The following is a 19,239-nucleotide window of genomic DNA, read 5'->3' as shown; positions in this document are numbered from 1 at the left end:
ATGATTTCGAAGGTACTGGTCGCCAACCGAGGTGAGATCGCGCGCCGCGTGTTCGCCACCTGCCGCCGCCTCGGCATCGGCACCGTCGCGGTGTACACCGAACCGGACGCGCGGGCGTCCCACGTCGGCGAGGCCGACGCGCGGGTGCGATTGCAGGGCCGCAACGGGTATCTGGATGTGGCGCAGCTGATCGAGGCGGCACGGACCGCGGCTGCCGACGCCATCCATCCCGGTTACGGATTCCTTTCCGAGAAGGCCGAATTCGCCGCCGCAGTACAGGAGGCGGGACTGACCTGGATCGGTCCGCCGGTGGCCGCGGTGCAGGCGATGGGCAGCAAGATCGAGGCCAAGAAGATGATGTCGGCGGCGGGCGTGCCCGTGCTCGAGGAGCTCGACCCCGACACCGTCACCGCGGACCAGCTGCCGGTGCTGATCAAGGCATCGGCGGGTGGTGGCGGCCGCGGGATGAGGGTGGTCCGCGAACTCGCCGAGCTGCCGAAGCAGGCGGAGGCCGCGCGCCGCGAGGCCCAGTCCGCGTTCGGCGATCCGACGGTGTTCTGTGAGCGCTACCTGGCCACCGGTCATCACGTCGAGGTCCAGGTGATGGCGGACGCGCACGGCACGGTGTGGGCGGTGGGTGAGCGCGAATGCTCGATTCAGCGACGGCACCAGAAGATCGTCGAAGAGGCGCCCTCCCCCCTTGTGGAGCGTGTTCCCGGCATGCGCGCCAGGCTGTTCGAGGCGGCGCGGCTGGCGGCCGGGGCGATCGGCTACACCGGCGCCGGCACCGTCGAGTTCATGGCCGATGATCGCGGCGACTTCTTCTTCCTGGAGATGAACACCCGTTTGCAGGTCGAGCACCCGGTTACCGAGGAGACCACCGGGCTGGACCTAGTCGAGCTGCAGCTGCTGGTCGCCGACGGCGAACGGCTGGACCCGGAACCGCCCGAGACGCACGGGCATTCGATCGAGGCGCGGCTGTATGCCGAGGATCCCGCCAAGGATTGGCAACCGCAGGCCGGCCCCATCTACCGCTTCGAGGTTCCGACCGTGCAGTCCCGGTTCGGTCTGCTCGGCCGTGCGGGTGTGCGTGTCGACTCCGGAGTCGTCGACGGGTCGGCGGTATCGGTCTTCTACGACCCCATGCTCGCCAAGGTCATCTCGTGCGCGCCGACACGGAAGCAGGCCGCGGCGATCCTGGCCGATGCGTTGGCCCGCACCCGGCTGCACGGCATCAAGACCAACCGCGACCTGCTCGTGAACGTGTTGCGCCATCCCGCATTTCTCGACGGCGCCACCGACACGGCGTTCTTCGACACCCACGGCCTCGCCGAGCTGGCCGCGCCGCTCGCAGATCCGTCCGCGCCCCCGCTGTCCGCGCTTGCCGCGGCGCTGGCAGATGCGGCCGAGAACCGCAGCGCCGCCGTCGTGCTCGGTGGATTGCCCAGCGGGTGGCGCAATCTGGCGTCCGGGTACCAGACCAAGCGCTACCTCGACGCCGCGGGCACCGACCACGAGGTCAGATATCGATTCGGCCGCAGCGGTCTGCAGGTCGATGGCGACGACACCGCGAGCCTGGTGTCCTCGGCACCGGACCGAGTCGTGCTCGCCGTCGACGGCGTGGAGCGCACCTTCGACGTGGCGCGCTACGGCAACCCGGAATCCCCGGAGGTCTTCGTCGACAGTGCGCTCGGGCCCGTCCGGCTGTCCGCGCAGCCGCGATTCCCCGACCCGGATTCCGACGTCGCGCAGGGCTCGCTGTTGGCCCCGATGCCCGGCTCCGTGACCAAGGTCGCCGCGTCGGTCGGCGATCAGGTCACGGCGGGACAGGCGCTGATCTGGCTGGAAGCCATGAAAATGGAGCACACCATCGCCGCCCCGGCCGATGGGGTGCTCGCCGAACTGAACGTCACGGCCGGCCAGCAGGTCGACGTCGGCGCTGTCCTCGCCCGCATCGCCTGACCCGTCAGCATCCCGAAGGAGACGAACCCGATGAGTTTCACCGAAACCGACGAACAGCGGGAGCTGCGGAAGTCCGTTGCCGCGATGGCCGCCGGCTACGGCGCCGACTACTACCTGGCCAAGGCGCGCGCGGGTGAACACACCACGGAGTTGTGGAGTGAGGCAGGGAAACTCGGCTTCATCGGGGTCAACCTGCCCGAGGAGTACGGCGGTGGCGGCGCCGGCATGTACGAACTGTCGCTGGTCATGGAGGAGATGGCGGCCAACGGTTGCGCCCTGCTGATGATGGTCGTCTCGCCGGCCATCAACGGCACGATCATCAGCAAGTTCGGCACCGAGGAGCAGAAGAAGCGCTGGATCCCCGGCATCGCCGACGGCTCGATCACCATGGCGTTCGCCATCACCGAGCCCGACGCGGGCTCGAACTCCCACCGGATCACGACCACCGCACGCCGTGACGGCAGTGATTGGATCCTCAACGGTCAGAAGGTCTACATCTCCGGTGTCGACCAGGCGCAGGCGATCCTGGTCGTCGGTCGCACCGCCCAATCGAACGGGGCAGCCAAGTCCGAATCACTCAAACCCGCGCTGTTCGTGGTTCCGACCGACACCCCGGGCATGTCCTGGACGAAGATCGACATGGAGATCGTCAGCCCCGAGAACCAGTTCCAGCTCTTCTTCGACGAGGTGCGCCTGCCCGCGGACGCCCTCGTCGGCGCCGAGGACGCGGCGATCGCGCAGCTGTTCGCCGGCCTCAACCCGGAACGCATCATGGGCGCGGCAAGTGCGGTCGGGATGGGCCGTTTCGCGATCAACAAGGCCGCCGACTACGTCAAGACCCGGCAGGTGTGGAAGACACCGATCGGTGCGCACCAGGGCATCTCACACCCGTTGGCGCAGAACTATATCGAGATCGAGCTCGCCAAGCTGATGATGCAGAAGGCCGCGACGCTCTACGACGCAGGCGACGACTTCGGCGCCGCCGAGGCCGCCAACATGGCCAAGTACGCGGCGGGTGAGGCGTCGGTGCGCGCCGTCGACCAAGCCGTGCAGTCGTTAGGGGGCAACGGGTTGACCAAGGAGTACGGCATCGCGTCGGTGCTGACGGCGTCGCGCCTGGCCCGGATCGCGCCCGTCAGCCGGGAAATGATCCTGAACTTCATCGCGCAGACGTCACTCGGTCTTCCCCGGTCGTACTGATGCGCGCGCTAGTCCACTACTCCGTCAAGGGCAGCGTCGCCCGGTTGACGCTGGACTCGCCCGACAACCGCAATGCGTTGTCCACCGCGCTGGTCCACCAGCTGCACCAGGGCCTCACCGATGCCGTCGAGGAATACGGGGTGCGGGCAGTCGTGCTCGATCACACCGGCGGAACATTCTGCGCCGGCGCCGATCTCGTCGAGGCCGCCGGCCGCGAGCCACGCGATGTGGCGGTGGACCGCGCCGGCGAACTCACCCGGCTGCTGCGCCGCATTCTCGAGCTGCCGATGCCGGTCATCGGCGCGATCGATGGGCACGTCCGCGCCGGAGGCCTGGGGTTGGTGGGCGCGTGTGACATCGTGGTCGCGGGCCCCGCGTCGACGTTCGCGCTGACCGAGGCGCGCATCGGCGTTGCGCCGTTGATCATTTCGCTGACCCTGTTGCCGAAGATGACCGCGCGGGCGGCCGCCCGGTACTTCGTGACGGGCGAGAAATTCGGTCCGGCCGAGGCCGCCGAGATAGGTTTGATCACCACTGCCGCCGAGGATGTGGCCGCGACGGTGACCGCGCTGACGGCCGAGATCGCCAAGGGGTCGCCACAGGGGTTGGCCGCGTCCAAGGCCCTGACCACGGCGCCGATCCTCGAATCCTTCGATAGTCACGCGAAGGAACTGACCGAGCAGTCCGCCAGGCTGTTCGTCTCGGAAGAGGCACGCGAAGGCATGCTGGCTTTCCTGCAGAAGCGCCCACCGAAGTGGGTGGACTGATCCGATGTCGGCGATTGCCCGCGAAATTCTGATCACCGGTGCGACCGGAACCCTGGGAACGGACGTGGTCGCGGCATCACTCGCGGCGGGCCACCGAGTGCGGGCACTGAGCCGAAGCCAACGCACCGACGACACCGGTGCACAGTGGCGCCAGGGTGACTTACTCACCGGCGCCGGCATCGACGCCGCCGTCGAAGGCGTCGATGTCGTCGTCAACTGCGCCACCCAGCCGACGGGCGGCAAGGACGTGACCTCGATGCAGAACCTCGCGGCCGCAGCACGGCGCGCCGGCGTCGGGCATATCGTCCACATCTCGATCGTCGGCATCGACCGCATCCCGTTGCCCTACTACCGGACCAAGCTCCGGGCCGAACATGCACTCCAGGACTCCGGTGTCGGGCACACCATCGTGCGGGCGACCCAATTCCACGACCTGATCGCGACGACCTTCTCGGCCCAGAAGCACTTCCCGATGCTCTTCGCGCTGCGCGGTGTCCGTTTCCAACCGATTGACACCTGCGACGTGGCCGCCCGTCTTGTCGACCTCGCCGATGGCGATGCGGTGGGGCGGGCTGCCGATATCGGGGGTCCGTCCGTGCACACCCATGCCGAACTCGGCCGCATGTACCTCGCCGCGCACAAGGGTCGTCGCCCCGTGCTCCCGGTCCCCGTGCCCGGACGCATCGCGGCGGGCTTCCGGTCGGGAGCCAACCTCGCACCGGACAATCCCGTCGGCACCATCGGATTCGCCGAATACCTCGGGCGAACGCAATAAAGTTTGCCCATCTACATGGTTCGCCGAAAACGATGAGACCACAGTTTGGCCAACGCGCTTGCATGTGCCAGCGTTAGTCGTAGGCTCGATACCGATGAGCACTCCAGCGCCGCGGAACGGCTCGATGCGTGCTGCAGACACGGATCGCATTGAGGTGGCGCAGTTGCTCACCGAGGCCGCGGCTCAAGGCCAACTGCAGATGAGCGAATACGAAGATCGACTGACCAGGGCCTACGCGGCGCAGACATTTGACGAACTCGATCGGCTGTCCGCCGACCTGCCCTCGGCGGTCGCCCGCGTGCACGGCGGCGGCCCGTGCAGGCCCGCTCCCTCGACCCTTCTTCTCGCAATCATGAGCGGCTACGAGCGCCGCGGCCGATGGAATGTGCCGAAGCGGTTGACGACCTTCGCTTTGTTCGGCGGTGGTGTGCTGGATCTTCGCTACGCCGACTTCACATCGCCCGAAGTGGAGATCCACTCGTACTCGATCATGGGCGGGCAGACCATCCTGGTACCGCCCGAGGTCAACGTGGAACTACACGGTATCGGCGTCATGGGCACGTTCGACCAGTCGGTCGTCGGTGAGGGCTCACCGGGTGCGCCGCACGTACGGATCCGCGGCTTCTCAGTGTGGGGCAGCGTCGGCGTCAAGCGTAAGAAGCGCAAGGCCGCTTACTAGTCGAGGGTCCGTGGAGTAGCTCGCACGACGTTCGACCACGAATTCACTTGTGTCTCTTTGGTTTCAGGGGTCGGTGGGGCCCGGATTTGTCGGTGGCTCGTACTAGTGTTCGAAGTATGGGGTTGGGGGTGGTGGCCAAACGGATCGCGGCGATGAGCGCCGAGCTGGATGCGTTGTTGGCCGAGCCGCTGGAGATGCTCAGCACCGCCGATCAGCTGGCCCTGACGTATCAGTGGGAGACCCTGGTCCGCCGCCAAGCCGCCCTGGGGCATCGGCTGGTGGCGGCGCTGGCCGCGGCCCCGGTCGCCGAGTTGGGGGCGCCGACGCCCGCAGCGGCGCTGGCCACGTTGTTGCGGATCACCAAGGACGAGGCCGGCCACCGGGTCCGGCTGGCCCGGGATCTGGCGCCGCGGCACACCCTGACCGGTGAAGTGCTTCAGCCGGTGCTGCCGGCCACGGCCGCCGCCCAGCAGCAGGGCCGCATCGGCGCCGAACACGTCAAAAAGATTCGCAAGTTCTTCACCACGCTGCCGTGCTTCGTCGACCCCGAAACCCGGGGCCTGGCCGAAGCGCAGCTGGCCGACATCGCCGCCGAGGTCAACCCCGACGAACTCCGCGCGGCCGCCGACCGGCTGGCGGCACTGCTGGATCAGGACGGCACACTGTCCGACGCCGACCGGGCCCGGCGCCGCTACCTGCACCTGGGCCCGCAGCAGCCCGACGGGATGAGCGAGGTCCGCGGCCGCCTCGACCCGCAGGGCCGCGCCGTGCTGGATGCGGTGATCGCCAAACTGGGCGCCCCCGGCATGTGCAACCCCGACGACGACACCCCGTGTGTGGACGGGGACCCCTCAATCGAGGCCACCCAGCGCGACACCCGCACCCAAGGCCAACGCAACCACGACGCGCTGACCGCGATGGGCCGGGCGCTGCTGGCCTCCGGAACACTGGGCAGCCACCACGGGCTGCCGGTCACCCTGGTCATCTCCACCACCCTCCAAGAGCTGCAATCAGCGGCCGGGCACGCGGTGACCGGCGGGGGCAGCCTGCTGCCGATGTCAGAGGTGATCCGCCAAGCCGGCGCCGCCCACCACTATCTGGCGGTGTTCGACCACCACACCGAAGAGCCGCTGTATCTGGGCCGGGCCCGGCGCCTGGCGTCGAAGGCTCAACGGATCGTGCTCTACAGCAAGGACCGCGGCTGCACCTTCCCCGGCTGCACCGCCCCCGCCTACCACTCCCAGGTCCACCACGCCACCGCCGACTGGGGCCAGGGCGGCCAAACCAACATCACCGACCTCACCCTGGCCTGCGGCCCGGACAACCGCCGCGTCAAACCCGGCGGCTGGAGCACCCGCAAACGCAACGACGGCCGCACCGAATGGCTCCCACCCCCACAACTGGACACCGGACAAACCCGGATCAACAACTACCACCACCCCCAGCGCTACCTCATACCCGACAACGACGGGAAACAAGACGATGCGGGGGACGAAGACGACGAAGACTAGCTGTCTGTCGTACGCCCGGGGCCGAAAACCGAAATCGGGCGGGCTCTTTCGAGCCCGCCCGACCTCTTTCGGATAAGAATCCTTCTAGGGAGCGCCCTGGCCGGATGTGTCCGGTCCGAGTCCAACCGCCGCGCGAAGACCGTTGGCAACTGCCCCGTAGCCGCGCATGCCGTTGTCGGCGGCACCCTTGCCCTTACCGCTGCCGAACAGCACGGGAAGCCCAACCGGCGAGAACTTGGCCGAATACGATCCGTTCCCCGACTTGTTGCCGAGCTTGGTGGTGCCACCAGGCGTCCCAGTTGCGGTGCCTTCGGTTGGAGTCGTCGCCGCGAGCGTGGTGGTGGTCGTCCCACCGGTGCCGGTGGTGTCTTCCGTGGGGTCCGGCTCCGTCGGAGTCGTGATCGTGGGCGTCGTCGGAGTGATGACTTGTGGAGCGAAGCTTCGTGCCGTAGGAGCCGGATCCACCGCCGGCCCCGCCAGCGTGGCGTTCGCCGTCGTCGCTTCCGGCGGCGGCGCCGGCAGATACGCCTGGAGGCCGCTAAAGGCGTCGATGCCGGTCAGGGCTGTCACATCACCCGCGGCGGCATCCCGGTATGACGAAAGACCGCTCAGCGCGGCATAGCCATTTTGGCCGCCTTCTACCTGGTCGAACGCCGACACGTCACCGCTCGCGGCGAAATCTGCGAATGACTGAATACCATTTGTCGATTGCAAAGCATTTAACCCGGCCGGATTGCCGGTCGCGAGGGCCAGATACGCCGGTATCGCGTTCGTCGACTCCAAGTCACCCAACGCGCTCAAATCACCACCTGCGAGCGCCTGGTAGGCCGGAACAGCACTGACGCTATCTAGGTCGGCCAGAGCTGCCGTGTTCCCGGTCGTGATGAACGAAACGAGGGGGTTTATCGCACTCAACGAGTCCAGATCGTCAAACCCCGTCACGTCGCCTTGGGCAAGCGCCACGAATGCCGGCACCGCATCCGTCAGGCCGTAGTCACCCAGCGCCGCGACAAGTTCTTCCGGGGTGGTCGCGGCGAGCAGAGCCTGGAAAGTCGGTAGCGCGCTGAAGGCATCCAGGATCGATAGATCGACCTTCAGATTCACGCCGCGTTCAACCGTCGTCGCGAGTTGATCAGCCGCGCGTTCGGCCGCCGGCGTCGTCGTCGCGACCGCCAGGCACGCAGCGCACAGGACGGAACCCAGTGCGACAGGAGTCTTGGCCCACACCATCGTTGTTCCCCTTTTTCGAATGCGGACCGCGGACCGCATGCCACCTTTGCTGGAGAACATACCTTAGAAAGGCCTGAGACGCACTACTTACCACCCGCTAACGCGATATTTGCCGGTAGCAACCACAGATCTAGCCCAGTGAGTGCAAAGCCGCAGGTGTTCGCTGTAGCGCGACATCGTCGTCGAACCCGACGCCTCTTAGCGCTACCGGCGCCTGCGACGTGCCCGCAGATAATCTCCGACAACCGCGGCACCCAATCCGTCGAGATCGGGCACCACCACCCGGCCCTCCACGCGCCGTGCCACCTGGTCGATGAACCGCGCCAGGCCGGGATCACTCCCCAACCGGAAGATCGTCACCTGAGCACCGAGCCGTGCGATCTCGTCGAAGCCCTTCACGGTGTGGGCAATCGTCCGCGGGTGCGGCGGGTAATCGAAGAACACCGACGTCGCGCCGTCACCGTCGAAGTCCTCGAGGTGCGCGGTCGGCTCGCCGTCGGTGACCACCAGCACCACCGGCTGGGCGTTGGGGTGGCGGCGCAGGTGCCGGCCTGCCAGCGCCAGAGCATGGTGCAGGTTGGTGCCCTGCTCGTAGACACCCTCCAGGCCGGTCAGCTCGGCCGCCGTCACCGTGCGCGCGTAGCGACCGAACGCGATTATCTGCAGCGCGTCAGAGCGAAACCGCGTACTGACGAGATGGTTCAGGGCCAGCGCCGTGCGCTTCATCGGCAGCCAACGGTTTTCCATCACCATCGAGAACGAGGTATCCACCAGCAGCGCGACCGCCGCTTGGGTTCTAGTCTCGGTTTCCGAGATCTCCACATCGTCGACCGTGATTCGAATGGGCCGGTCGGCTACACCCGTTCCGGCCCGGCGCAGCACCGCGTTGTTCAGCGTCCGCGTGACGTTCCACGGTTCGGTATCGCCGAACTGCCACGGCCGTGTCGCCCCGGTCAGCTCGCCCGCGGCCCCCGCACGTCTGGTGTCCCGCTCGCCGTGGCGACCCGAAAGCTGTTGCGCCACATCACGCAATGCGGTCTGTCCCAGCTGGCGCATTGCCTTGGGAGAGAGCCGCCACTGACCGTCGGAGCCACGATCGAGGAACCCCTGGTTCATCAACGCGCGCTCGAGTTCGGCCAATGTGCGCGCGTCCACCGCCGCGTCCTCACCCAGCTGACGAGCCAGCATGTCGAGGTCGACGTCGTCCATCTGGGCACCGGCATAGCTCTGCGACAGCTGCTCGGCGAGCTGTTCGAGCTCGGCGATGTCGGCCATCGCCTGCGCACCCTCTCCCATACCGAGCGGATTGTCACCAGAGAACCTCGATGAGCCGCTCCAGTCCTCCCCGGGCCGGGCCGCCTGCAGATTCGCGTCGAGCCGGTTGAGCGCGTTCATCAAAGACGGCGAGCCGAATGCCTGCTGCGCCAACGCATCCAGCTCGGCACGCTGATCGGCGGACAGGCTGTTACGGAACCGCTGCGCCGCGGCCGCGCGCTGCGCCAGCGAGTCCAGCAGCTCGTCGACGTTCTGCGGGTTCTCCGGAAAGAACTCGCCGTGCTTGTTCATGAAGTCTTTGAAGTCTTCCGGCGTGTCCTCGCCGCGGTTGTGCTTGTCGAGCAACTCGTTGAGATCGTCGAGCATCTCGTTGACCCGCTGACGGTCCTCGTCGGTGGCGTTCTCCATCGCCTGCTTCATGCCCGCGAACCGCTGGTCGAGCATCTCGCGGCCGAGCAGATCCTTGATCTGCTCGTACTTCTCGCGCGCCTCCTGGCTGCGCCAGTCGTAGTCGGACAGCTCCTGCACAGCCTTCGCCGGCGACGGGGACAGCGCGTCGAGTTGCAACTCGCCGAACCGGGCATCGTCATCGAGTGCGCGGGCCAGTTCCTTGCGCTCGGCGAGCACCGCCTCGTCGAGCAGCTTCTTGATCTCCTGCAGCGTGCCGTCGAGATTGTTGCGGTGCATCAGTTCGCGGCGCCGCCGATTCGCCTCGGCGGCCAGCCGGTCGGCCCCGGCCATGTTCCGGGTGCCGCGCCGCAGCATCTCCGACAGCGCCCGCCGCGGCGACGTGCCTTCCATGACTTCTTGACCGATCTGCTCCAGCGCCTCGCGCAGGTCAACCGGCGGCGCCAGCGGGTCCGGCCCGCCGCTGTAGGCCGAGTAACGCGACGACCTGCCGTGGCCCCGACGCGAGAACGGTTTAGCCATAGACGGTTTCGCCCTCTCCGGAAACCTTGTCGATCCGCTTGGCCAGGAACAGCGCCTCGAGCGCCAGCTCGATCGCCGCCGCACGCTGGCCCTCGGACTGCGCACCCAGACGACGCTGGATCTCGGCGACGGCGGGCACCTCGGGCAGCGCCGCCAGCACCTCCCTGGCCGACACCCGCTCACCCGTGGTGACCGGTGAGCCGTGTTCGACCGCGGTCACGATCGGCCCGACGTCGATGCCGCCCAGCAGCCGCTGCGCCGTGTCCGCTGTGGCGCGGCGCAGCAGGTGTTCGAGCACCGCCTGCTCGCGCCCCTCCTCCCCAGATTCGAACTCCAGCTTTCCGCGCAGCACGTCGATCACCGTTGCGAGGTCGACGACCCTGGCCACCGACTCCTCCTCGCCCAGCACCGCGGAACGATGCCGGGCGGCGGCCGCGACGGTCTCCGCGGCCGCGATCGCGAACCGCGCCGAGACGCCGGACCGTTGGTCGACCGAGTTCGATTCACGCAGATTCCTGGCGAACCGGGCCAGGATCTGCAGCACGTAGTCGGGCACCTCGGCGGCCAGTTGCGCCTCCTGGTTGATGACGCCGACCTCCGCCTCCAGTTCGCGCGGGTAGTGCGTACGAATCTCGGCGCCGAAGCGGTCCTTCAGCGGGGTGATGATCCGACCGCGGTTGGTGTAGTCCTCCGGGTTGGCGCTGGCGACGACGAGCACATCCAGCGGCAGCCGCAGCGTGTAGCCGCGCACCTGGATATCGCGCTCCTCCATCACGTTCAGCATCGACACCTGGATGCGCTCGGCGAGGTCGGGCAGCTCGTTGACGGCGACGATGCCGCGGTGCGCGCGCGGGATGAGGCCATAGGCGATGGTCTCCGGGTCGCCGAGGCTGCGGCCTTCGGCGACCTTGATCGGATCGATGTCGCCGACCAGGTCGGCCACGCTGGTGTCAGGCGTGGCCAGCTTCTCGGTGTAGCGCTCACTGCGGTGCCGCCAGGCGATCGGCAGGTCCTCACCCGACTCCGCGGCCCGCCGGATGGACTCGGGGGTGATCGGCGTGTACGGGTGCTCTCCCAGTTCGGCGCCGGCGATGACCGGGGTCCACTCGTCGAGCAGACCGGTCAGCGCGCGCAGCAGCCGCGTTTTTCCCTGGCCGCGCTCACCGAGCAGGACCAGGTCGTGCCCGGCGATCAAGGCGCGTTCGAGTTGGGGGAGCACGGTGTCCTCGAAGCCCAGGATTCCCGGCCATGGATCGCGCCCGTCGGCCAGCGCGGCCAGCAGGTTCTCTCGGATTTCCTGTTTGACGCCCCGTTCGCGGTGGCCGGCGGCTCTCAGCTCGCCGATGGTGCGGGGCAGATCATGAGGTTGGGTCACTACTCCACGCTACGACTGCTGTCGACAACCGGCAGGGCCACGGCCGCAAATGCGCCCGAAAATGGCAGTCCGCTGGGCATGGACTCAACCGAGCCAGGCGCGCCGTTTGTTGGTTAGTACCGACCACCGCGAAATCTATGTCCTCGTGAGGAGCAACGAATGTCATTACAGGCTGCACCATGGGCTACCGGCGACGACGTCCACAGCCAGATGCTGGGAACGGTATTCAACTACTGGGCCTGTCAGACGATCAGCGCCATAGCGGATCTGTCCATCGCCGACCATCTTGCCGGGGGCAGCCTTACCGCCGCGGAGGTGGCGGCTCGCGAAAACAGCGCGCCCGACAGCACCCTGCGCCTGATGCGCGCTGGTGTGGCTGTGAACCTGCTGACCGAAGAAGCCGATGGCCGATTCGCCTCGACATCGCTGCTGGAAACTCTGCGTAGCGACGATCCGCGTTCACTGCGGCCCTTTGTGACGAGCATGCTCGGCGACTGGCTGCCCTGGGATCACTTCACCGCCGGCATCCGGGACGGCAGCAGTCCCTTCACGAAAGCCCGCGGCATGGAGATCTTCGAGTATCTCGCCCAGGACCCAGACCACGCCGAACACTTCGCCGCGGCCATGGCCAGCTTCACCAGCGTGTGGGGACCGGCGATCGCCGACGCCATCGACACCACCGACGTGAAGTGCGCCGTCGACGTCGGCGGCGCGAACGGCACACTGCTGCAGATGCTTCAGCGTAAGAACCCGTCGCTGCGCGGAATCGTCTTCGACCGGCCCAACACGATGGAGTACGCCGAGGCCGCGATCAAGCAGAACGGTCTCACTGAGCGCACCAGCGCGGTCGGCGGAAACTTCTTCGAATCCGTCCCCGAGGGGGACCTGTATCTCCTCAAGTTCATCCTGCACGACTGGTCCGACGAAGACTGCGTCAGGATCCTGCAGAATTGCCGCAAGTCATTGACCCCTGGCGGACGAATCGCCGTCGTCGACTTCGTCGTCGACAAGGCCAATCCCCATGCCGCGCTGATCGATATGAACATGTTCGTGGCAACCCCGGGTCGGGAGCGCTCCCTCGAGGAGTTCGACGCGCTGTTCGCCGCCGCGGGTCTCAAGCGAACGGCGCTGCTCCAGACCGGCACACCGCAACCGGTGATCGAAGTCGGTCCCATGGAAGCCGACTAGCACTCGGTAGAGACCCGTTGCAGCGCTTGGTGAACCAGCGCAGGCAACCTGTCTTTCAGAGTTGTTCCGTCGTTACCGGATCGCCGATGTGGACGGTCCCTGGTGCCAGCGCCTCGAGATAGATCCCGACACACGGCAACACGCCGAGACCCAGTGCCTCGACGCGATTCTCGGCCGCAGGGATGCGGAGGGCGTGCGGCGCTCGAGACAACGCACCGTGTTCGAGGGTCGGCACCACGCACCGTGGAGTCGGACTCATTGCGCGCAAACGCAATTCGCCAACGGCCAGGATCCGATCCATCCACTCGTTTTCGGCGTACGCGGGGTAACCGGCCGGGGTCGCGATCACCAGGTTGGGACGGTAGCGAACCGCCTCGGCACCGATGTGCTCGAGCGTCGCCGAGGTGACGGCGTGCAGCGGTGCGTAATCGGTGAATGAACTGCCAGGCGTGGCTTCTGCGATTTCCAGAACGGGAGTGTCGACCTCGGCATCCAGACCCAAGTCGAGCACCTGATCCGGGTCCGGCCGTTCGACCGAGGCGCCCAGCGGCCGATCGTCGATCAGGCGCACGGCTCGTCCCAGCAGCCGGGAGAGCACGTCGTCGATATCGTCGTCGTCGGCTGCGGCCGTTGTCGCATCAGGCAGCCGGATGAACACACGACCGGTGTCCCAGGTGGCACTGCATTTCAGAAGTGCACGCCAAAACCGCGGTTGTTTTGCGCTGGCGATCCGGCCCGTTGCCGTGTCGATCACGGCTGACCGCCGGTCTCCGGCGGCTCCCGACTCGTCGACGAACAAACGCTCGACGCTTTCGCCGAGCATTGATTTGACCGGGTAGCGGCGCAAACTCTGCACCCGCATCACAGCCGCGTCGACAGTTGTCATCTCGTCCCCTTGACCTGCGTTGCGCTCAGTGCTCAGTGCGCGAAATGCCGTGCGGCGGTGAGGTAGAGCGTGATGCCGGCCTTGGCAGCGGCTTCGGTGACCACGTCGTCGCGCATCGAGCCGCCGGGGTGGACGACGGCCTTCACCCCGGCGTCGGTCAGCACCTCGAGCCCGTCGGGGAACGGAAAAAACGCGTCGGATGCGCCGACCGCACCGCGCACGCGGTCGCCGCCGCGCTGCACCGCCAGTCGCGCCGCATCGACGCGGTTGACCTGGCCCATTCCCACCCCGACCGTCGCGCCGTCGGCGGCGATCACGATGGCATTGGATTTCACCGCGCGGCAGGTGCGCCACGCGAACTTGAGATCCGCCAGGGTCTCGGGGTCGGCCGGTGAGCCGGTGGCCAGTGTCCAGTTGACGGGATCGTCGCCCGGCGCGTCGAGCGCGTCGCGCTGCTGCACGAGCAGGCCACCGCCGATCTGACGGGTCTCGATGCCGCCGCCCTGGGGCTGGGATGCCACCAGGACGCGGATGTTCTTCTTGCGCGCCAGCACTTCGACCGCACCCGCTTCGTAGGCGGGCGCGATGATCACTTCGGTGAAGATGTCGGCGACCGTCTCGGCCATCTCGACACTGACTTCGGTGTTGGCCGCGATCACCCCGCCGAACGCCGACAGTGGATCGCATTCGTGAGCCTTGCGATGGGCGTCGGCCACCGAGACCGAGGAGATCGCGATACCGCAGGGATTGGCGTGCTTGATGATCGCGACGCAGATTTCCTCGTGGTCGAACGCGGCCCGCCACGCGGCGTCGGCATCGGTGTAGTTGTTGTAGGACATCTCTTTTCCGTGCAGCTGCTCGGCCTGCGCCAGGCCGGGCCACGCGGTGTCGTCGAGATACAGCGCCCCCTGCTGGTGCGGGTTCTCCCCATACCGCAGCTCCGCCGCACGTCGCCACGTCGCGCCCAGCCAGGCCGGCAGATTCTGCGCAGGCTCCTCGGGTGCGAGCACCGAACCCATCCACGACGCGACGGCGACGTCATATTCGGCGGTGTGCCGAAAGGCCAGTGATGCCAGTATCTTTCGCTCGGCCAGCGTGAATCCACCGGCCCGGACCGCGGCCAGCACCCCGTCGTAACCGAGTGGATCGACGACGACGGCGACGCTGGGATGGTTTTTCGCGGCGGCGCGCACCATCGATGGGCCGCCGATGTCGATCTGCTCCACGCACTCGTCCTCGCTTGCACCCGATGCGACGGTCTCGCTGAACGGATACAGGTTGACGACCACCAATTCGAACGCCTCGACGCCGAGCTCGGTCAGCGCCGAAACATGTTCCGGCTTGCGCTGATCGGCCAGCAGCCCGGCGTGCACACGTGGGTGCAGGGTCTTGACTCGGCCGTCGAGCACCTCGGGGAATCCGGTGACCTCTTCGACCGATGTCACCGGAACACCGGCGGCGGCAATCGTTTTAGCGGTCGATCCGGTGGATACGATCGCCACCCCGGCGTCGTGCAGGCCGCGGGCCAGCTCGGCAAGGCCGGTCTTGTCGTAGACACTGACAAGGGCGCGACGGATGGGCGTGCGTCCGTCACCGGAGGCACTGGTCGCCGGTATCTGATCTTGGCTCATCCTATCGTCGCCTTTCGTCCGGTCCAGGTCACGCCGCCGGTGGCCAGCGCTCCCAAAACGTCCACCAGCAGCCGTCGCTCGACGACCTTGATGCGTTCGTGCAGGGTGGCTTCATCATCGTCATCGAGCACGGGCACGGCCTGCTGCGCCAGGATCGGGCCGGTGTCGGTGCCCGCGTCCACGAGGTGCACGCTGCAGCCGGTCACCTTGACGCCATAGGCCAGCGCCTCGGCCACTGCGTGCGCACCGGGGAAGGCGGGCAGCAGCGCTGGATGGGTGTTCACCACACGGCCGGGGAAGCGGGAAAGAAACTCGGGCCCAAGGATCTTCATGAACCCGGCGGACACGACGAGATCCGGTTTGTGCGTTGCGGCGGCCTGCATGATGGCGGCGTCCCACGCCCCCCGGTCGGCATGGTCGCGCACGCGGACGGTGAAGGTCGGCACCGAGGCCGCCTCGGCGATGTCCAGCGCCGGACACTTGCGGTCCGCGCCGACGGCCACCACCCGGGCCGGAAATGGGCCGACCGCCGACTCGAGCAGAGACGCGAGCAACGATCCGGTGCCGGAGGCCAGCACCACGAGTCGCGCCGGTGCGCTCGGGGGCACACGGAGCGGATGCTGCACGCCTCGACCTTAGTCGGCGGTGCCGCGTGTCTCGTCGCGGGTCGCACCGGGCGTGGCGTCGTCATCTGCGACGAAATGGTCCTCCGGGTCATCGAACGCCGTCTGCGGGTCGCGGGGGGTTTCGGCCGTCCACACCTCCTCGTCGGCGACCTCCAACGGCTCGTCCTCCTCGACGACATCCACCGCCCCATCGTCGACCGTCGATGACGGCTCCTCGTCGGACAGGTCGTCGTCATCGGGCAGTCGACCCGGTTCGGGCGGTTCGGTCCGCGGTTCAGACGCGGCGACGGGTTCGGGTTCGGCGACGGGTTTTAGGCCGGGTTTTGGGACGGGCCGCGGCACCCTGGCCCTGCGTGCGATGCCGCCCGACAGCGCCACGGTCAGCGCACCGATGCCCCCGAACCACAGGAAGACGGCGGGAGCGAAGGTGCTCTGGTCCACGCCGACGTCGCCGAAGTTGCCCAGCCTGCCTCCACCGGCGTAGCCGAGCAGGGCCATCACCATCGCGGCGACGACCGCGGCGACGACGAGCTTGCCGAGCGCTGCCAGCGGCGGCAGCGGCCGGCGGGCGCACTGCTGGCCGAGGGCGACACCGGCGGCCGCCGCGACGATCAGCAGCGCCACCCACACCGGACCCAGCGGTGGGGTCGGCACCGCGGCGAGCACCGGCAGCGCCGGGATGTCGCCGCCGAACACGGTGAACGAACTGAACGTGGCCAATCCGACGTGGGCGCTGGAGCCGACGGCCACAGCGGCCGTGCCGACCATCACGTTCGGTATGTACAGGACCGACAGCAGCGTGAGGCTGAGCTGCCCGAAGATCGAGTCGGTGATCGCGTACAGGTCGTTCATCGTCGACCAATGCACCACAAGGGACCCGACCATCACGACACCGGAGAGCCCGACCAGCGCCAGCACGCCGGCGGTGGCGGCGCGGAATGCGTCGGGCAACCAGGCAGGCAGCCGCCACACCCTCACCAGTCGCCGGCCCGTCCGCGTTCCGACGCCGATCACGGCGCCGACCGCGTGCACGCCCGCGACACCGCAGAACGCCCGCAGTGAATTCGGCGTCTGGAGTTCGGTGAGCACCGACGACGCATCGTGAATGACGGCAAGGCAGATGGCGGCGATGAGCAGCGGCCCACCCAGCGCGGACGCGACGACCCATCGGGTGACGAACCACGACGCGTTCCCCGATGTGGCTGCCGCCGTCGTGCGCGCGGCGCCCCACACCATCGCCAGGACCGGCAGCAACGGCATCACCCCGAGTACGCGACCCCCGATCGAGACCGGCACCTGGTGAACACCCAGCCACATGCTGGCGATCGCACCCAGCGCACCCGTCATGTCGCTGTTGGCGATGAGCAACTGCAGGAGCGTGACCGCCGCGATGACGACAAGCGCCACGATCGACGGCCCGAATGCGACCCGCAGCAGGTCACGCGCCTGGCGTGTGCCGTCGGGGAGACTCTCCACGGGTCGGGCCGCTCCTCGCGTCAGCTCACGCGCGCGAAGTCGACGCACGCGCGGCTCAGACTACGACGGTGCGGGGCCGGACTGCGAGGATGACGACGATTGCGGCGATTGCGATGATTGCGGCGGCACGGGCACCTGCGTGGTCGGCGCGGAACTTCCCGGGGGCTGCCCGTAGGCCGGGAACCCGGTGGGAGGTGTCGGCGAGCCGCCCTGGTTTCCCGCGGGGAACCCACCGGTCGACGGGCCACCGGGGTAGCCACCGCCGTACTGCTGCGACGGCGGGTAGCCCGGGCGCTGCTGCTGGTGGCCCTGCTGGTGCTGCGGACCGCCATGCTGGGGCTGTCCGTAATACGGTCCCTGGCCGCCGTACTGGCCGTACTGCTGCTGGTGGTCGTACTGCTGCTGGTCGTGTTTGGGCCGCGGGGCTGGTGCTGTGATGATCCCCGCATCGAAGAGCAGCACGGCGACCGCCACGATGGCCTGCACCACGCTGAACGCGATGATGAGGTACAGGCCCCAGTCGATCGACACGCCGTTGGGCGCGGTCAGCACGATCGCGATCACCAACAGGAAGCCCAGCACCGACAGCACCGCGACGAGCGCGGTCGAGGCGACCTGCTTCGGCAGCAGGGCCACACCGGCCAGCAGCGCGGCGAGGAGCGACGCGACCACCCCGAGATCGAGCAGTGTCGGGGTGAAGAAGTCTGCGCTCGCGGTGAACAGCGGGCCGAAGCTCGACAGGTAGACGGCGAGCCCGAGCGCGGCCACCGCAGCGGTCAGATACACGGGCAGCTTGCTCGGCCCGTCGGCAGCCGCGGCGGCTTCGGGGGCCTTGCCGAACTGCTGGGTGGGAGCGGCGAACTGCGTTGTCGGCTGCTGTGCGGGCGGATATCCGGGGCTACCGGGCGGGTACGTCATGACCTCTCCTGTGCTGGACGGGCGTCGGCCATCCACGCTAGCGCACAGCTCGTGGCGAGGGTGCCGGACATCGTGCCGACAAGCGTCGGGTACGTCTCAGGCCGACGCGCGAACGGGTGCGTCAGACGAATCCTCTTCTCGATCTTCGGAATCCTCAATTTCGCGCACCAGCGGCAGCACCCGCGAGCCGAAATACTCGATCTCTTCCTGAAAGTGCAGGAATCCACCGAGGATGAGGTCGACGCCGCGTTTGCGGTACGCCGCAATGCGTTCCGCGATCTGCTCGCGTGTGCCGATCAGCTGGGGGCGGAATCCGTCGTTGTACTGCACCAAATCCTCGAACGTGGAATCGGCCCACATTCCCCGCTTGTCGCCGGTCGAGTTGCCAGCCTGTTGTACGGCGCCGCGAAAACCCTCGACGGCGGGACGGTTGGCCTTGTCGATGATCTCTCTGAGGACCTCGCGTGCTTCTTTCTCGGTGTCCCGCTCGATGACGAACCCGTTGAGCCCGAATCGGACCTCGCGGCCGGCCGCCCTGGCGTGCTCGCGCACCTCGACGACCTGCTCGGTGAGTCCGTCGAAATCCTTGCCGTTGGAGAACCCGTTGACGTCCGCGGTCCGCGCCAGCTTGGCGTTGTATTCGTAATTCCAATCGGTGCGCTGCTCGATGTCGCTGGTGACGAGCCCGCCGCTGACGTCGGGCACCCGGTAGGCGAACTTGACGTGGTCCGCGATGCGTTCGGTGGTCATGAGATGCCATCACATCAACGGCACTGCACATCCGTCGCGGGTAACGCTCGCGGTGAGGGG

General features: G+C 67.6%; 16 protein-coding genes. 7 read left to right on the top strand and 9 right to left on the bottom strand.

The features are described 5' to 3' along the window. The 6 genes from ACVWWN_RS12510 (at window position 1) to ACVWWN_RS12485 (ending at window position 6,894) form a co-directional block, all read left to right on the top strand. Window positions 1–1,962: an acetyl/propionyl/methylcrotonyl-CoA carboxylase subunit alpha gene (locus ACVWWN_RS12510; RefSeq protein ID WP_457144180.1), complete on the top strand. Its 1,962-nt coding sequence runs from the start codon at window positions 1–3 to the stop codon at window positions 1,960–1,962. Between the two features lie 30 nt (window positions 1,963–1,992). Further along, window positions 1,993–3,162, top strand: coding sequence for an acyl-CoA dehydrogenase family protein (locus ACVWWN_RS12505; protein WP_457144179.1), 1,170 nt, complete (start codon window positions 1,993–1,995; stop codon window positions 3,160–3,162). Beyond that, window positions 3,162–3,929: an enoyl-CoA hydratase family protein gene (locus tag ACVWWN_RS12500; RefSeq protein WP_457144178.1), complete on the top strand. Its 768-nt coding sequence runs from the start codon at window positions 3,162–3,164 to the stop codon at window positions 3,927–3,929. The genes ACVWWN_RS12505 and ACVWWN_RS12500 overlap by 1 nt, the downstream gene beginning before the upstream one ends. Window positions 3,930–3,933: 4 nt before the next feature. Beyond that, on the top strand, window positions 3,934–4,704 hold the full coding sequence (locus tag ACVWWN_RS12495; protein WP_457144177.1) for an SDR family oxidoreductase: 771 nt from the start codon (window positions 3,934–3,936) through the stop codon (window positions 4,702–4,704). Window positions 4,705–4,798: 94 nt separating this feature from the next. Next, window positions 4,799–5,383 (top strand): DUF1707 SHOCT-like domain-containing protein, encoded by a 585-nt coding sequence (locus ACVWWN_RS12490; protein ID WP_457144176.1) that lies wholly within the window; start codon window positions 4,799–4,801, stop codon window positions 5,381–5,383. A 116-nt stretch (window positions 5,384–5,499) separates the two neighbouring features. Beyond that, entirely contained in the window at window positions 5,500–6,894 is a 1,395-nt protein-coding gene (locus ACVWWN_RS12485) for an HNH endonuclease signature motif containing protein (RefSeq protein ID WP_457144175.1), read from the top strand. 84 nt (window positions 6,895–6,978) lie between these two features. Here the strand turns inward: ACVWWN_RS12485 and ACVWWN_RS12480 are convergent, their stop codons facing one another. The 3 genes from ACVWWN_RS12480 to ACVWWN_RS12470 all read right to left on the bottom strand — a co-directional run bounded on the left by ACVWWN_RS12480 (window position 6,979) and on the right by ACVWWN_RS12470 (window position 11,704). Further along, the gene (locus ACVWWN_RS12480) at window positions 6,979–8,124 is read right to left on the bottom strand and encodes a hypothetical protein (RefSeq protein WP_457144174.1); all 1,146 of its coding nucleotides are present in this window, start codon (window positions 8,122–8,124) and stop codon (window positions 6,979–6,981) included. Window positions 8,125–8,328: 204 nt separating this feature from the next. Next, window positions 8,329–10,329 (bottom strand): VWA domain-containing protein, encoded by a 2,001-nt coding sequence (locus tag ACVWWN_RS12475; protein WP_457144173.1) that lies wholly within the window; start codon window positions 10,327–10,329, stop codon window positions 8,329–8,331. Continuing rightward, on the bottom strand, window positions 10,322–11,704 hold the full coding sequence (locus tag ACVWWN_RS12470) for a sigma 54-interacting transcriptional regulator (RefSeq protein WP_457144172.1): 1,383 nt from the start codon (window positions 11,702–11,704) through the stop codon (window positions 10,322–10,324). Before ACVWWN_RS12470 ends, ACVWWN_RS12475 begins: the two co-directional genes overlap by 8 nt. 159 nt (window positions 11,705–11,863) lie before the next feature. Here ACVWWN_RS12470 and ACVWWN_RS12465 point away from each other — a divergent pair, with 159 nt between their 5' ends. Further along, complete coding sequence (locus ACVWWN_RS12465) at window positions 11,864–12,892, top strand: methyltransferase (RefSeq protein WP_457144171.1); 1,029 nt, start codon at window positions 11,864–11,866, stop codon at window positions 12,890–12,892. 55 nt (window positions 12,893–12,947) lie between these two features. Here the strand turns inward: ACVWWN_RS12465 and ACVWWN_RS12460 are convergent, their stop codons facing one another. The 6 genes from ACVWWN_RS12460 to ACVWWN_RS12435 all read right to left on the bottom strand — a co-directional run bounded on the left by ACVWWN_RS12460 (window position 12,948) and on the right by ACVWWN_RS12435 (window position 19,179). Continuing rightward, the gene (locus ACVWWN_RS12460; protein ID WP_457144170.1) at window positions 12,948–13,778 is read right to left on the bottom strand and encodes an MOSC domain-containing protein; all 831 of its coding nucleotides are present in this window, start codon (window positions 13,776–13,778) and stop codon (window positions 12,948–12,950) included. Between the two features lie 32 nt (window positions 13,779–13,810). Next, window positions 13,811–15,409, bottom strand: coding sequence for a bifunctional phosphoribosylaminoimidazolecarboxamide formyltransferase/IMP cyclohydrolase (gene purH / locus ACVWWN_RS12455; protein WP_457144169.1), 1,599 nt, complete (start codon window positions 15,407–15,409; stop codon window positions 13,811–13,813). Next, a complete protein-coding gene (gene purN, locus ACVWWN_RS12450) occupies window positions 15,406–16,035 on the bottom strand; it encodes a phosphoribosylglycinamide formyltransferase (protein ID WP_457144168.1) in 630 nt (209 codons plus the stop codon). The genes purH and purN overlap by 4 nt, the downstream gene beginning before the upstream one ends. Window positions 16,036–16,044: 9 nt before the next feature. Then, window positions 16,045–17,511, bottom strand: a complete 1,467-nt coding sequence (locus tag ACVWWN_RS12445) for a cell division protein PerM (protein ID WP_457144167.1) — start codon at window positions 17,509–17,511, stop codon at window positions 16,045–16,047. A gap of 60 nt (window positions 17,512–17,571) precedes the next feature. Beyond that, window positions 17,572–18,429, bottom strand: a complete 858-nt coding sequence (locus ACVWWN_RS12440) for a DUF5336 domain-containing protein (protein WP_457144166.1) — start codon at window positions 18,427–18,429, stop codon at window positions 17,572–17,574. A 96-nt stretch (window positions 18,430–18,525) separates the two neighbouring features. Beyond that, window positions 18,526–19,179, bottom strand: a complete 654-nt coding sequence (locus tag ACVWWN_RS12435) for an LLM class flavin-dependent oxidoreductase (protein WP_457144165.1) — start codon at window positions 19,177–19,179, stop codon at window positions 18,526–18,528. Window positions 19,180–19,239 lie beyond the last annotated feature (60 nt).

This window comes from Mycobacterium sp. URHB0021, from assembly GCF_054057895.1.
Note: the sequence above shows the minus strand (reverse complement) of the source record. Positions and strands in the feature narration are given on the sequence as shown.